This is a genomic window from Stutzerimonas kunmingensis, assembly GCF_032106285.1.
Taxonomy (GTDB): Bacteria; Pseudomonadota; Gammaproteobacteria; order Pseudomonadales; family Pseudomonadaceae; genus Stutzerimonas; species Stutzerimonas kunmingensis_B.
Genome location: NZ_DAMCPO010000033.1, coordinates 1 through 14,561 on the forward strand (window position 1 = coordinate 1; position 14,561 = coordinate 14,561).

The 14,561-nt window shown below is 58.4% G+C and carries 12 protein-coding genes and 2 tRNA genes; all 14 read right to left on the reverse strand.

What is annotated here, in order from left to right; genetic code table 11:
• Window positions 1-34: 34 nt before the first annotated feature.
• The 14 genes from RT582_RS19640 to RT582_RS19705 all read right to left on the reverse strand — a co-directional run bounded on the left by RT582_RS19640 (window position 35) and on the right by RT582_RS19705 (window position 14,560).
• On the reverse strand, window positions 35-583 hold the full coding sequence (locus RT582_RS19640; protein WP_313479451.1) for a hypothetical protein: 549 nt from the start codon (window positions 581-583) through the stop codon (window positions 35-37).
• Complete coding sequence (locus RT582_RS19645; RefSeq protein ID WP_313479453.1) at window positions 577-3,630, reverse strand: type I restriction endonuclease subunit R; 3,054 nt, start codon at window positions 3,628-3,630, stop codon at window positions 577-579. Before RT582_RS19645 ends, RT582_RS19640 begins: the two co-directional genes overlap by 7 nt.
• Window positions 3,631-3,760: 130 nt before the next feature.
• The gene (locus RT582_RS19650) at window positions 3,761-4,756 is read right to left on the reverse strand and encodes an IS5-like element ISPsp6 family transposase (RefSeq protein WP_185744006.1); all 996 of its coding nucleotides are present in this window, start codon (window positions 4,754-4,756) and stop codon (window positions 3,761-3,763) included.
• 161 nt (window positions 4,757-4,917) lie between these two features.
• Window positions 4,918-5,964, reverse strand: coding sequence for a Fic family protein (locus tag RT582_RS19655; RefSeq protein WP_125862836.1), 1,047 nt, complete (start codon window positions 5,962-5,964; stop codon window positions 4,918-4,920).
• 255 nt (window positions 5,965-6,219) lie between these two features.
• Window positions 6,220-7,431, reverse strand: coding sequence for a tyrosine-type recombinase/integrase (locus RT582_RS19660; protein ID WP_125862835.1), 1,212 nt, complete (start codon window positions 7,429-7,431; stop codon window positions 6,220-6,222).
• A 194-nt stretch (window positions 7,432-7,625) separates the two neighbouring features.
• Entirely contained in the window at window positions 7,626-8,726 is a 1,101-nt protein-coding gene (gene ychF / locus RT582_RS19665; RefSeq protein WP_023446969.1) for a redox-regulated ATPase YchF, read from the reverse strand.
• Between the two features lie 24 nt (window positions 8,727-8,750).
• Window positions 8,751-9,335, reverse strand: a complete 585-nt coding sequence (gene pth, locus RT582_RS19670) for an aminoacyl-tRNA hydrolase (RefSeq protein ID WP_014819341.1) — start codon at window positions 9,333-9,335, stop codon at window positions 8,751-8,753.
• 33 nt (window positions 9,336-9,368) lie between these two features.
• Complete coding sequence (locus RT582_RS19675) at window positions 9,369-9,986, reverse strand: 50S ribosomal protein L25/general stress protein Ctc (protein ID WP_014819342.1); 618 nt, start codon at window positions 9,984-9,986, stop codon at window positions 9,369-9,371.
• Between the two features lie 120 nt (window positions 9,987-10,106).
• Window positions 10,107-11,048, reverse strand: coding sequence for a ribose-phosphate pyrophosphokinase (locus RT582_RS19680; RefSeq protein ID WP_003294564.1), 942 nt, complete (start codon window positions 11,046-11,048; stop codon window positions 10,107-10,109).
• Window positions 11,049-11,126: 78 nt separating this feature from the next.
• Window positions 11,127-11,201 (reverse strand) — tRNA-Gln (locus tag RT582_RS19685).
• Between the two features lie 52 nt (window positions 11,202-11,253).
• Window positions 11,254-11,328: transfer RNA gene (locus RT582_RS19690), tRNA-Gln, on the reverse strand.
• A 19-nt stretch (window positions 11,329-11,347) separates the two neighbouring features.
• Window positions 11,348-12,208 carry a 4-(cytidine 5'-diphospho)-2-C-methyl-D-erythritol kinase gene (gene ispE, locus RT582_RS19695; RefSeq protein ID WP_313479459.1) on the reverse strand — a complete coding sequence of 287 codons (861 nt, stop codon included), beginning with the start codon at window positions 12,206-12,208 and terminating at the stop codon, window positions 11,348-11,350.
• Window positions 12,209-12,829, reverse strand: coding sequence for a lipoprotein insertase outer membrane protein LolB (gene lolB, locus RT582_RS19700; protein ID WP_023446925.1), 621 nt, complete (start codon window positions 12,827-12,829; stop codon window positions 12,209-12,211). It lies immediately after the preceding gene.
• 3 nt (window positions 12,830-12,832) lie between these two features.
• On the reverse strand, window positions 12,833-14,560 hold the full coding sequence (locus RT582_RS19705; protein WP_313479462.1) for a tetratricopeptide repeat protein: 1,728 nt from the start codon (window positions 14,558-14,560) through the stop codon (window positions 12,833-12,835).
• Window position 14,561: the final 1 nt, after the last annotated feature.

A 14,561-nucleotide genomic window follows, 5' to 3' on the forward strand; every position in this document is an offset into this window, starting at 1 on the left:
ATGCTCCAGCTTCAATTCAATAACCGTGTTGCACTCAGCGTCTGCAACCGCCCTGGGTAAAGATACGCTCGAAGCTGAAGTCCACCAGCTTGTTGATAATGGCGCGGCAGAAATCATCACGCTTGGATTCGTCGGCGATGTATTGGCTAAGGCGGTCAAACAGCACCACTTTTGTCCCTTGATCGGTTTTTACTGCGAATACGTCATTGTTGCTGATGGCTATATCCAGGAGGGTATCGTCAAATAGCTTGGCGAAATCAGTGGTGGCCTGCCGATTGTAGAGGTAACTGATGAAGTGCTGCGGTTTCAGGCGAGCCGTGTCACCGCCCATCCGCCGCTGCAGCATTTCCAGTTCGTTTGTTGGCATCTTTGCCAGTGCGTCTCCCAAGTTGGCTTCGGCAACCAAGATAGGTTTGATTCGTTTCGCCTCGTAGGCGAATTTGTCGTTGAGGAACTTATACAGGAACGCTTGGGTGATGATCTTGAATTCGTTGCCGTCATTGCCCAAACCATAGTCGGCGCAAATGCTTTTCAGACTGTCAATCAATGCCCTGGCTTTCTGTTGAAACTCAAGCTCTACCACGAACGTGCTCCGCTGTTGTATTCATTAAGGTATTCGGTGACGACCAAATGATTGATGTAATCTGAGGTGTCGGGGTTAAGTTGTATCTGTTGCTCGTCCATGAAGCGGGCGATGACTCGTGGCATCATTTGTCGCTCAAAATAGTTTTCATTGAGCAATATCTGATGGTTATTCAGCGCCTGTTCGTCGGCGTCCTGTTTTACCCCGGTAAGTGCCGCGAATATTTTGCGTTCTGATTCACTTATGTCGTTGTTACTGTTTTGACGCTCTTGCAAGCGCTTATGGATGCGGGTGTATTTGGCATCGCCCAGGTACTTCTGCCGGAGTTGGTTATTCTGGCGGTTTAGCTCTTTTACACGTACATGTATTTTTTCCAGTGCGCCGATATTGGCGATCATTTCATCCTGAGTGACTTCGCTGAGGTTCTTTTTCTTGAACAAGCGTTCCAGCTCTTCCTTGAGACTGATGAACTGCGGGTCTTGCTGGTCAAAGTTGCTGGCCAGCGCCTCGCGGGTTTGGCGCAGGGTGTTTTTCAATCGGTCGGCCAGTACCAGTTCTTCTTCGCCGATCTTGATGAATTTGAAGATGACATCCTCAAGGGCGACATTCAGTAGGTTAGTGGTATCCGCGCCTTGCTCGATGCTTTCCTTGAGGTTGAGCATGTCCAGGTGGTTGCAGGTTTCCCGATACAGAATGTTCAGCTTGGCGAAATCCAGCTCATCGAGAGCGCCGTACTCGCCTTGCAGGCGGATCAGGTTGTAGAGGCTTCTGGCATTTTCCAGTGCCTTTTTCAGCGCCAGGATGGTGTGCCGGTCTTGTATCTGGCTGATCTGGTCGACAAAGACTTCGGCGTTTTCAATATCGAAGCGGAACAGCACATCCTTGATTTGCTCAATTTCCTGCTGAATCTCTTCGCGGGATTTGAACAGCTTGGAGTAGTGCTCCATTTCGTCGCCGAGTTCATCGTTTAACTCTTTTAGGTAACGTTGATTGGTTGCCTCGAACTCTTTGCTGATGTCGGCAAAGTCCACCACGTAGCCATAACGGAAATCCTTGTAGGTGCGGTTGACTCGGGTTAGCGCTTGCAGCAGGTTGTGTTTGCGAATTACCCGGCCCAGATACAGCTTTTTCAGGCGCTTGGCATCAAAGCCGGTGAGGAGCATGTTGTAGACGAATAGGAGGTCTATTTTTCCTGCCTTGAAGTCTTCCACCCAGTCTTTGCGTTCTTCCTTGGTGCCGATGTCGTGCAGGATCAGCGCTGCACTTTTGACCTTGTTATCCAGCCTGACTCGGGCGGCATAGCTGCCTGGTTTGGCTGCAGCAATCAGGGTTTGTGCGGAGTCCTTGACTTCATACGGTGCGCTGGACGTTTGTGCATAGACCGCGTTGAAGATGTCGAACATCTGCTTGGCTTGTTCCGAGCTGTCGCAGATCACCAGGCCACCAATGCTGGCATCGTTAAGCATGCCCCGGCTTTTTTCAAAGTCGGTAACGATGTAGTCAAGCATCGGCTCGACAAAACTTGCATGGGCGTAGATGAGCGTGCGGTCTACGTCGCCCATTTTGACTTCCACGTCTTCCAGCGCCTGTTGCAGCACCATTTTGTAGTTGGTGGCGATCTCTTCCCGGATCAGGCGTAGCGTGTAACCGTCGGCAATAGAGGCGTTGTAATAGTATTTGTGGATGTAGTCGCCAAACAGCGCCCGCGAGTTGTAGTCGTCACCCAGCAGTGGTGTACCGGTAAGACCGATTTTGATGGCGTTGGTGTCCGACTGGCTCAGGTTGGCAAGGAAACTGCCCTTGGGGTTGTAGCTGCGGTGTACTTCATCGAGAAAGTACACGCGCTGGATGGCGACGTCGTAGTCATTAGTCGAAATGACATCCGGATCGTCCTTGAATTTATGGATGTTGACCACGGTGATTTCCGGTTTGCCCGAATGGTTGTGGATCACCTGGGTTGCCTTGATGGCACGTGCAAAGGCTTCGCGCGAATCGATGGTGTAAACCGTCAGGCCGCGCGCGATGAATTCCCGCTGTGCCTGTTGCAGTAGATCAAGCCGATCGACGATGAAGTAGAACTTGGGAACGATCTGCCGCTTCTGAAAATGGTCGGTCAGAAAGCGAACGTTGTAGTAGGTCAGTGCGGTTTTGCCGCTGCCCTGGGTATGCCAGATAATCCCCTTCTTGATGCCTTTATCGAGTGTTCTTTCGATGGCCTTGGTGGCGAATAGCTGCGGGTAACGCATGATGTGTTTGTGCAGCCCGTCAGCCTCCGACACATAGGCGAGCGCGTAACGCAGGAAAAATGCCAGCCGCTCTTTGCTAAGCAATGAGGTGCAGATACGGTTGGTCGGGCGGTTCGGGTCTTTGTTGGTCTGGAACTCGGGATTGTTACGAATCACTTCAAGGTTGTTGTCTTTCAATACCCTGAGTTCTTCCGCTTCCGGCAGTGGCTTGAGCAGGGCCGTCAGGTTCAGTACTTCCTCTTCGCGGAAGTAGTTGAAAACTGGCTTATGGTAGGAGCTGCTGGCATAGAAGGCGCCCTGTACAGGCTCCGGGTCGCCGTCGTCGTACTCCATGTTGTTGGAGAAGATCATGAACTGGGTTATGTTGGCAAAGCGCCTGAATTTAGGGTTTTGAAAGCGCTTATTAATCCGACCACGCTCGGCCAGTATGCCTTCCCGGTTATTGGGTTTTTTCACCTCAATAAAGACCAGCGGCATGCCGTTGACCAGCAGGGTGATGTCTGGCCGGAATTCTTCATCGCCATTCTGGCAGGTCAGCTCTGTGACGACATGGAAGCTGTTGTTGCTGAGGTTCTCGAAATCAATCAGCCGGGTATTGGAGCGAGTGCTCAGACGTTCAAAGAACGCGCGGCCGAGGTCTTCGTTATCCAGCAGGAGTTTGGTGTCTTCCAGCAGACGATGCACATCGTCCGGTTTGATGCCTGGATTGATTTTGCTTATGGCGGCGATAAAAAGCGCTGGGAAGATATTGGTATCCTGATCCCAGGTTTGATCCTTGAGTGATAGGGAGACGCTGAACAATTAGCCAATTCTCACCGTCCCCCTTTTTCAACCCGGTTTTTTCAACCTACCGGCCTTATTCTGCGTTTCTTGGGCCGATTTCTACCCTGATTTTGCTGATTAGCGGGCCAGCCCCGCCTTTCGGACGGACTTATCCCGCCGTCCGTTGCAAATACCGCTTGGCCAGTACCAGATTGGCCAACCCAAACAGACTGAACAACTGCGCCGTATTCTTTTCCAGTCCACGGTAGCGAACCTTACGATGATTGAAGCGCACCTTGATCACCTGGAAGGGATGCTCGACCTTGGCACGCAGCTGCGCCTTGGCGTATTCGACTTTGCGCTTGACTCGGTACAGCACGCTGTCTTTGCCGTGATGTTTGTAACTGCTTGGCCGTGCTGCAATCGACCAGATAACGTCCCGTTCAGCATGCTCCGGTCGCTTGGCCGCACCAGTGTATCCAGCGTCACCCGAAACATAGGTTTCGGCGCCGTGCAGCAACTGATCGACCTGGGTGACATCCGCCACGTTGGCGGCAGTCCCTACCACGCTGTGCACGAGTCCCGATGTGGCGTCGACACCAACGTGGGCCTTCATCCCGAAGTGCCATTGATTGCCTTTCTTGGCCTGATGCATCTCAGGATCACGCTTACCTTCTCGGTTCTTGACCGAGGGCGGCGCGGCGATCAGGGTAGCGTCGACGATAGTGCCTTCCTTGAGCAGCAGACCCCGGCTGGCCAGATGCTGGTTAATCGTTTCAAACAGCACCCGCGTTAGCTGATGGGTTTCCAGCAAGCGGCGAAATCGCAACAAGGTAGTGGCATCCGGTGCCGACTCACGGCCCAGGTCGATGCCGATGAAACCACGAATGGCCTGGCTGTCGTAGACGGCATCTTCGGTACCTTCATCGGAGAGACCGAAACACTGCTGCACGACATACATGCGCAGCATGCGCGACAACCCAATCGCAGGGCGTCCACGCTTGCCTGTGGTGTCGCTATAGAACGGCGCCACTTGCGCCTCCACTTGTGCCCAGGGCACCAGCTGTTCAAGGTCAGCCAGGAAGCGATCTCGGCGAGTCTGCTTTTTCTTGCCGGTGTATTCGAGTTCGGAGAAGGTCTTCTGCACGCGCGTAACAAAGCTCATGGAGGGGGCTGGTTGAGGGGGCTCAGTGTGCCAAGGGTGGGGGCGGCTGGCTATTTATGCAGTGTCTCCATAGGTACTGATAGCCAAGCCGCATCAGATGAAGGATGACTGGGATTTTGACTCGGGTGTCTTCATTGAACTTCATGCTAAGTCCCTTGTTTTTACGCCGTGCGACGCCATTTCGCGCCACGTCCTTTGCCGGTCGATTCGATCAACCCCTCTGATTTCATCGCCCGTAGCACCAGCCGCACCATGTCCCGACTCACGCCCGGGCATGCTTCTTCAATCTCGGAGATGGAAAACGGCAGGGTGCGCCCTAGAGCTTCCGTGCGCACCCGGTCGCCTTTGCTGCCGCGGCCACGCTCGATGGTGCCGACACGCTCCTCGAATTCGCGGTAGGCCCGCAGCAATGCCCCCCAGAAGTAGTCGAGCCAGGGTTTGACGTCGTGCTGCCCTTGATGCCAGCCCTGCGAACTGGCTTCCAGCGTCTCGTAATAGCCTTCCTTGGTTTCCTCGAAGATGCGCTCCAGGCTGATGTAGCGGCCCACGGCGTAGTCGAAGTGGTAGAGCAGCAATAGGGTCAGCAAGCGAGACATACGGCCGTTGCCGTCCGGGAAGGGGTGGATGCATAGGAAGTCGAGCATCGCCAGCGGCACCAGCACCAGTGGGTCGGCCAGATGCTGATCCAATGCGGTGGAGTAGTACCGAGTCAGGTCGACCATGGCTATCGGCGTCAGATGCGCAGCGACCGGTTGGAAGCGCAGCCGTGATGTGCCGTCCGGATGGCGTTCGATGATGTCGTTGTTAGTGGCCTTCCAGCGTCCGCCGGCCTGCGGCATGTAGCGATACAGCATGGTGTGCAATTGCAGCACCACGCCTTCGTTGAAGGTCATGTGCGCGGCCGATTCGTGGATCAACGCCAGGGCATCGCGGTAGCCGGCGATCTCCTGTTCGGAGCGACTCTTCGGTGCTGCATTGCGGATGACCAGAGACTTCAGTCGTGAGGGGGCGACGACAACACCTTCCAGACGGTTGGACGACTCGGTGGATTCGATAACTGCGATCTGGCGCAGGCCCTTGAGGGCTTCGGGGGACTGCGCGACGTATAACTGCTGCTTGCCCTGATACTCGCCCAGTGCGCGCAGTGTGGCGGCCTGGGTGCCATCGAAGCGAAGCGCGGCAAGGTACTCGGGTGTAAGCGAGTGCATAGGAACCTAAGCTCAGGTTGTATAAATGGGGTAATTATAATATTTAAATGAGGTATTTTGTCTAAATTACCTCATTTACCTAGTTCGATTACCCTGTTTCCACTGCAGTGGGTCTTGCGGCCAGGGAGGCTGCCCTGTCGGGTAGGGCGGCCCGTGAATCATGATCAATAAAAGGGTATTGGTGGTCTTGGTTACCCTTTTAAATCATTGAATTGCCCCGTTTATGGTTTCCGTTCTATCGCCAAGGCAACAATATTATTCGGCCTGGCTCTTTTCTGCTGCACTCAGATAGCTCGCCCAAGCTTGTAGCAGTGACCTTCTTTGATCCAGCAGCAGCGCCTTGTTGTAGGTGGCCCGAACCTTGTTGCTTTCCACATGAGCAAGCTGCCGCTCGATCGCGTCGGGTCGGAACCCGTTTTCGTTGGCCCAGGTCGAAAAGGTGGTGCGCCAGCAATGGGGCGTCGTTCCCCGGCCCAGGTTCATATCGCGCATGGCGTAGGTAAGCCGGTTGGGCGTGGTGAAGCCTTTGCCGCTCCGGTGCGGGAACAAGTAACGTCCGCCCCCGGTGATGCGCTGCAAGTCTTTCAGTGCAGCGATAGCCTGCATGGACAGCGGGCTGATGTGGTCACGGCGTGCCTTCATCTTGGCCGCAGGTCGACGCCACACGGCATCCTCAAAATCGAACTCTTCCCATTCGGCATCGGCAGCTTCCCCAGGACGGCAAGCGGTCAGCGCAATCAACCGCAGGCACAGCGCGGTTTCTGGATAGCCTCTGTAGCCGCGCAATGCCTGATAAAACTTCTGGATCTGTTCACGCGTCATCGCCGCCTTGCTTTCGCTGGCAGGCGCGCGAAGCAGCCCGCGCAGGCTCGGGATCGGGTTGGCCTCAACCAGGCCACGCACGACCGCGAATTCGAAGATGGCCGAAAGATCGCCTTTGACATGGATCGCAGCCCACGCGCCATGAGTCTTACACTCTTCCAGCAGTGGGCGGATCTGCTTGACGCCAATGTCGCTCATTGGCATTCCGTCGAACTTGGGAGACAGATACTTCCTGATGCGGGATTCTTTCGTGCGATAGGAGCTGTGCGCGAAGACAGGCTTGATCTCGGCCAGGTAGGCTTGCGCCACCTTGGCAAACGAGCTTTCCCGGGCGCGTTTGCGTTCTGCCAGCGCCTCAAGATTGCGCTGCTTAACCTGCTGCCGCTCATGGGCGGGGTGGATACCTTGCTTGACCAGGGCGCGCGCTTTCTCTCGGGCAGTACGCGCCTCTGCAAGGCTTACTTGCGGAAAGCTGCCAATGGCAAAGAGGTTTTCCTTGCCTTGCAGGCGATACTTCCACCGCCAGAGCTTGCCGCCGGTAGGCTTGACCAGCAGGAACAAGCCGCCGCCGTCTGAAAGTTTCCAGTCTCGATCAGTGGGTTTTACCGACTTGATCTTGGCGTCGGTGAGTAGATTCTCGGGCATCGTTGGACTCCACTGCGGGGAAAAATACCCCCACGGTTGAACACGAGTACCCCCAACGCTACCCCCGATTTTTTCAGAACTCGATGAACAATAGGAACGCTTAGCAGACCGTATTGTTAGGCAAGCCCTTGATTTTAAAAGGCCTGCCCATTCCATCGAACGCTACCGAGCTCTCCTGAGTTCAGAAAAAATCGTCAGACGTTAAAGCGGAAGTGCATGACGTCACCGTCCTTGACGATGTATTCCTTGCCTTCCAGGCGCCACTTGCCGGCTTCCTTGGCGCCGGCTTCGCCCTTGTACTGGATGAAGTCGTCATAGGCGATGACTTCAGCGCGGATGAAGCCTTTCTCGAAATCGGTGTGGATCACCGCGGCCGCCTGCGGAGCGGTCGCACCGATTCTGACGGTCCAGGCGCGGACTTCCTTCACCCCGGCGGTGAAGTAGGTCTGCAGGTTGAGCAGCTCGTAACCGGCGCGGATCACACGGTTCAGACCTGGTTCTTCCATACCCATGGTTTCGAGGAACATCTGCATCTCTTCCAGATCGTCCAGCTCGGCGATCTCGGCCTCGATCTTGTTGCACACCGGCACGACGATGGCGCCTTCTTCCTCGGCGATGGCGTTGACCACGTCCAGGAGCGGGTTGTTCTCGAAGCCATCCTCGGCGACGTTGGCGATGTACATCACCGGCTTGGTGGTCAGCAGGTGGAAGGTCTTGGCCAGGCGCTTTTCCTCGTCACTGAAGCTCTTCAGCAGGCTGCGTGCCGGCTTGCCTTCGGTGAGGTGCGGGATCAGCTTCTCCAGCAGCCCCTTTTGTGCGACCGCTTCCTTGTCGCCGCCCTTGGCGGTACGGGCGACGCGCTGCAGCTGCTTCTCGCAACTGTCGAGGTCGGCCATGATCAGTTCGAGGTCGATGATCTCGATGTCACGCTTGGGGTCCACGCTGTTGGCCACGTGGATGACGTTCTCGTCTTCGAAGCAGCGCACCACATGGGCGATGGCGTCGGTTTCGCGGATGTTGGCGAGGAATTTGTTGCCCAGGCCTTCGCCCTTCGAAGCGCCGGCGACCAGGCCGGCGATGTCGACGAACTCCATGGTGGTCGGGATCACCCGCTCCGGCTTGACGATCGCCGCCAGCGCGTCGAGGCGCGGATCGGGCATCGGCACGATGCCGCTGTTCGGCTCGATGGTGCAGAAGGGAAAGTTCTCAGCCGCGATGCCGGATTTGGTCAGGGCGTTGAACAGGGTGGACTTGCCGACGTTGGGCAGACCGACGATGCCGCAGTTGAATCCCATGGTGATCTTGCCTCGGAGTTAGGTTCAGGCCTTCTGGCTGTGCAGGCGCTGCATCGCGCGGGTCCAGTCGCCGGCCAGGATTTCTGGCACGACATCCAGCGCAAAGTCGATGCTGGCGTCGAGCTTTTCTCGCTCGGTCTGCGGTGCGCGGCCCAGTACGTAGCCACTGACCAGGCTGGCGTGGCCAGGATGGCCGATACCCAGGCGCAGGCGATGAAAGCCGTTCTGATTGCCGAGCTTGGCGATGATGTCACGCAGCCCGTTGTGCCCGCCATGACCGCCACCCTGCTTGAGTTTGGCGACGCCCGGGGGCATATCGAGCTCATCATGGGCGACCAGGATAGACTCGGGGGGAATTCGGAAAAAGCCGGCCAATGCCGCCACCGCCTGACCGCTGCGGTTCATGTAGGTAGTGGGGATAAGCAGGCGGATGTCTTCACCCTGATGGCTGAACTTGCCGACCAGGCCAAAGTACTTGCGATCGTTGCTGAGCGAGACGCCTTCACGGGCAGCCAGACGCTCAACGAAAAGAGCCCCCGCGTTGTGCCGGGTCTGGTCGTATTCAGGGCCTGGGTTTCCCAGGCCGACGATCAGTTTTACGGCAGTCACGACGGGGGCCTCTTCTTCGACTATGCGAGTGGATTACTCGGCAGCGTCTTCTTCTTTCGGAGCGTCTTCCTTGCTCACGCGCGGAGCGTGAACGTTGGCTACCGGCAGGTCGCTGCCGTGGGCCAGGGCGACCAGCTCAACGCCTTTCGGCAGCTTGATGTCGGTCATGTGCAGAACCTGGCCGACTTCGACGTTGATCATGTCGACTTCGATGAATTCCGGCAGGTCTTGCGGCAGGCAGGAAACTTCGACTTCGTTCAGGTTGTGCAGGATTTCGCCGCCTTGCTGCTTCACGCCTACGGAAGATTCCTGGTTGATGAAGTGCAGGGGAACGGTGGCGGTCAGCTTGTGGCCGGCAACGACGCGAACGAAGTCAGCGTGCAGGACAAAGCTCTTGGCCGGATGGCGCTGCAGTGCCTTGATCAGAACGGATTCGTTCTGGCCGTCGACGTTCAGGTTCAGCACGTGGCTGAAGGAGGCTTCGTTTTCCAGCAGCTTGGCGAAGTCCTTGGCCAGGATGCTGATGGACTGCGGGGCTTTGTCGCCACCGTAGATGACGGCCGGAACCAGGGCGGCGTTACGACGCAGGCGGCGGCTCGCACCTTTCCCCAGGTCGGAACGCACTTGGGCATTCAGAGTGAAATCGTTCATGGTGATTCTCCAGTAGCAACATTACCTGTCGCGCTTGCGACCAGCGCTCGGGCTGTTGGGCAAAAAGCCCCGCACGAGGCGGGGCACATTACGTTCAGTGCGATTCGCGAAGCTTTTCGCTTAGCGGAACATCGCGCTGATCGATTCGGCATTGCTGATGCGGCGAACCGCTTCAGCCACCACTGGCGCGATGTCCAGTTGGCGAATTCGGGTGCAGGACTGTGCGGCAGCCGACAGCGGGATGGTGTTGGTCACCACCAGTTCGTCAAGCACGGAGCCTTCGATGTTCTCGATGGCGCGGCCGGACAGGATCGGGTGCGTGCAGTAGGCGTAGACCTTGGCGGCGCCATGATCCTTCAGCGCCTTGGCTGCATGGCACAGGGTGCCGGCGGTATCGACCATGTCATCGACGAGGATGCAGGTACGGCCTTCGATATCACCGATGATGTGCATCACTTCGGACTGGTTGGCTTTCGGCCGACGCTTGTCGATGATCGCCAGGTCGACGCCGAGGGATTTGGCCACCGCACGGGCGCGGACCACACCACCGATGTCCGGGGAGACGATCATCAGGTTCTCGAAGCGCTGAGCCTGGATGTCGTCGACCAGGACCGGCGAGCCGTAGATGTTGTCCACCGGCATGTCGAAGAAGCCCTGGATCTGATCGGCGTGCAGGTCAACGGTCAGCACACGGTTGACGCCAACGACGTCGAGCATGTCGGCCACGACCTTGGCGCTGATCGGTACACGGGCAGAGCGCGGGCGACGATCCTGGCGGGCATAACCGAAGTAGGGGATCACTGCGGTGATGCGCGACGCCGAGGAGCGGCGGAAGGCGTCGGCCAGTACCACCAGTTCCATCAGGTTGTCGTTGGTCGGAGCGCAGGTCGGCTGGATCAGAAATACGTCCTTACCGCGAACGTTCTCGTTGATCTCGACACTGATTTCGCCGTCGGAGAACTTTCCGACGTAGGCATCACCGAGGGGGATATGCAGCTGACGTACAACACGCCGGGCCAGGTCGGGGTTGGCGTTCCCCGTGAAGACCATCATCTTGGACACGCGCAGTACCTGCCTGAGGGTGGGTCCGATGAATAAAAAGCTGTTCAAAAGGCAAGCTTCTGAACAGCTTCAAGTGTATGGCAGGGGCGGCTGGATTCGAACCAACGCATGCCAGGATCAAAACCTGGTGCCTTACCGCTTGGCGACGCCCCTGTAGGGTCAACTTCATTGGTGCTGTTGCAGTCGTACGAACCTTGGGAGGTTATGGCAGGGGCGGCTGGATTCGAACCAACGCATGCCAGGATCAAAACCTGGTGCCTTACCGCTTGGCGACGCCCCTGTATCGTACAACCTGTGTGCTACGCACTCGCTTCCTGCGCCAGTTTTTCAAGGCTTCGGTGCAACATCGAAACGTTACGACCGTGGGCAACGAAACTTGGCAAAGTGTCTGGAAGTTGGCGGCGGACTTTATCAGCCTCGCCTTCGTTTGGGAAGCTCCCAAACACACAAGCTCCAGTGCCAGTCATGCTTGCCGGAACGAATTTGTTCAACAAGCTCAAAGCGTTACGAACTTCTGGATAACGCTTCTCGACTATTGGCTGACAGTCATTATGACCGCCCCCTGCAAGAAGGCTGCGAACTGTAATGGCCGGGGTATTACGTGTCAACTCTGGGTCGGCAAATATTTCCGCTGTACTAACAGAGACTTGCGGCGCGATTACGAGGAACCATGGTTCGGGCAAATCGACCGGTTGCAGGCGCTCGCCAACCCCCTCGGCAAATGCCGCCCGGCCGCGTACGAACACGGGTACGTCGGCGCCCAGGGTCAGCCCCAGCGCGGCCAGTCGGTCTTCGCCCAGGTGCAGTTGCCACAGGTGGTCGAGGCCGAGCAGGGTGGTCGCTGCGTCGGAGCTGCCGCCGCCGATGCCGCCGCCCATGGGCAGACGTTTGAGCAGGGTGATATCTGCGCCGAGCGAGCAGCTGCTGGCACGCTGCAGCAGGCGCGCTGCACGGACGATCAGGTTGCTGTCGTGATCGACGCCCGGCAGTTCGGTATGCAGGCGAATCTCGCCGTCAGCACGCAGGCGGAAGCTGAGTTCGTCGCCATGGTCGAGAAACTGGAACAGCGTCTGCAGCTCGTGATAGCCGTCTGCGCGGCGGCCGACGATATGCAGCATCAGATTGAGTTTGGCCGGTGCCGGCAGGGTCAGCGTCTGCATTCAGCGGCCCAGCTGGCGCGCTTGCCAGTCCTTGACCACCAGGGTGATCTGCAGGTCATGGCCTTGCAGGCGGATGCGCTCGGGCAGCGTGAAGCCATTGTGTTCGCCGTATGCCAGGTAGTCGACCTGCCAGCCGTCCTGTTCCAGTCGTGCCAGGCGGCTCTCGCTGTCCAGGCTCAGACGGCTGCGGCTGTCCGGCGCAGGCAAGCCACGCACCCACCAGAGCAGGTGCGACACCGGCAGCTGCCAGCCGAGCTGCGCTTCGACCAGGGCCTCCGGGGATTCGGCTTCGAATCGGCCCTGGCCGGCGACTTCCAGAGATACGGCGTCGGGGCGGCCGGTCAGGCGGGTGGCGCCTCGGCCCAGGGGGCCGGACAGGCGAATGTCGAAGTAGTCCTGGCGCTGCAGCCAGAACAGTGTGCCGCTGCCGGATTCCTGCGGTGCGCGAATGCCGATCTTGCCGCTGATCTGCCAGCCATCGACCGTCGCGACCTGGCTGCGATGCTCTTTCCAGGCGGAGGCATTGCCGGGGCCTTCAACCGATTCGCGTGGGCCAAGCCCGGCACAGCCAGCAAGCAGGAGGGCCAGGCAGGGAGCAAGAAGGTTTTTCAACAGGGACATGGTTCAGGGCTTCTCCGATCCGGTCAGCCGTTTCAGCGTTTCGCGCAGGATCTGGCTGTCCGGTTGTAGTTTGAGTGCCTTCGACCAGACCGCGCGGGCCTCGCTGTGTTCACCCTGGGCCCAAAGCACCTCGCCCAGGTGCGCGGCGACTTCGTGGTCGGCAAAGCGTTGCAGCGCCTTGCGCAGCAGCGCTTCGGCCTCGGTCAGATTGCCCAGGCGGAAGTTGACCCAGCCGAGGCTGTCGAGGATCGCCGGGTCGTCGGGGTTGAGCTGGTAGGCCTGCTCGATCAGCTGGAGCGCTTCCTTGTGGCGATCAGTACGGTCGGCCAGGGTGTAGCCGAGCGCGTTGAGCGCCATGGCGTTGTCCGGCTCACGCTCGATGATGAAGCGCAGGTCGCGTTCCAGTTGCGCCAGATCGCCGCGCTTTTCCGCAAGCATGGCGCGGGTGTACAGCAGATTGAGGTCGTCGGGGAAATCGGCAAGCGCCTGCTCCACCAGTTGCCAGCCTTGTTCGGTGCGGTCCTGCTCGGAGAGCGCTTCGATCTCGATCAGGTACAGCTGGATGGCGTAGTCAGGCTGCTGCTGGCGTGCGTCGGCCAGTACCGCGGACGCTTCCTGGTCGCGATTGCCGGAATAGAGCAGCTGGCTCTGCAGCAGTTTCGCTGGCAGGTATTCGTTGCCAGGGCCGACATGAGCTAGCGCGTCGAGCGCCTTGGCGTTCTTGTCCATAGCCTGATAAGCACGGCCAAGATTGAAGTAAGCCGCGTCAACGTGGCTGCCGCGTTCGATGAGCTCTTCCAGGTACACGGTGGCTTCGCGCCAGGCCTCAGCCTCCATGCAGACCAGCGCCATGGAGAAGCGCAGGTCGTCGTCGGTGGGGTGCTGCTGGACCAGGGTGGCGAACTCGCCCATGGCGTCTTCCAGGCGCTCCTGTTCCACCAGAAGGCGTGCATAGGTCAGGCGCAGACGCTTGTCCTCGGGGTGCTGGCGAAGGCTTCGCTCGAGCAGCGGTATCGCTTCGTCGCTGCGCTGCAAGCTGTGCAGAAGGCGTGCTTCGAGCAGGATCGACGGGATCTGCCGTTCCTTATCCGGCTGCTTCTGCAGCAGCGCCAGTGCTTCCTCGCTGCGATCATCCTGTTGCAGCAGCACGGCCTTGCCGAAGGAGAGCTGTGGGTTGTCGGGGTGTTTGACCAACAGCTTGTCGAAGCTTTGCAGCAGACCGGCGCGGGTGTCCGGGTCGGTTTCCGAGGCCGAAAGGGCGAGGAAATCGAAATGAGTGTCGCCCTGGCCCTGCAGAACCTTCTCCATGAACTCGAGCGATTCTTCGTAACGCCCGGCGCGGGCCAGCTGCACGGCTGCGGCGCGCTGCGCGTCGAGATTGTCAGGGGCGTTGCGCGCCCAGATCATTGCGGTATCCAGCGCCGCCTGGTCTGCGCCAAGGTATTCGGCGATACGGAATCCGCGTTCGGCGACGCCGGCGTCCTGTGTCGCATGCGCCTGCTGTACGTAATTGCCCAGGGCAATGTCGAAGCGGTTGCGCTGGCCGGCAAGCTCTGCGACCAGAAGTGCATAGAGGGATTGGCGACTGAATGAGCCGTACTCTGCCGCGTCGCTGGCGGAGCTCTCCTGGGCAGCGTCCTCGACCGGCGGACTGCTTTCGGGGGCTTGCTGCGTGAAGGTCTGGCAGCCGCCGATGAACAGCAGGGCGGCAAGTGCGGCGAGGTTTTTCATA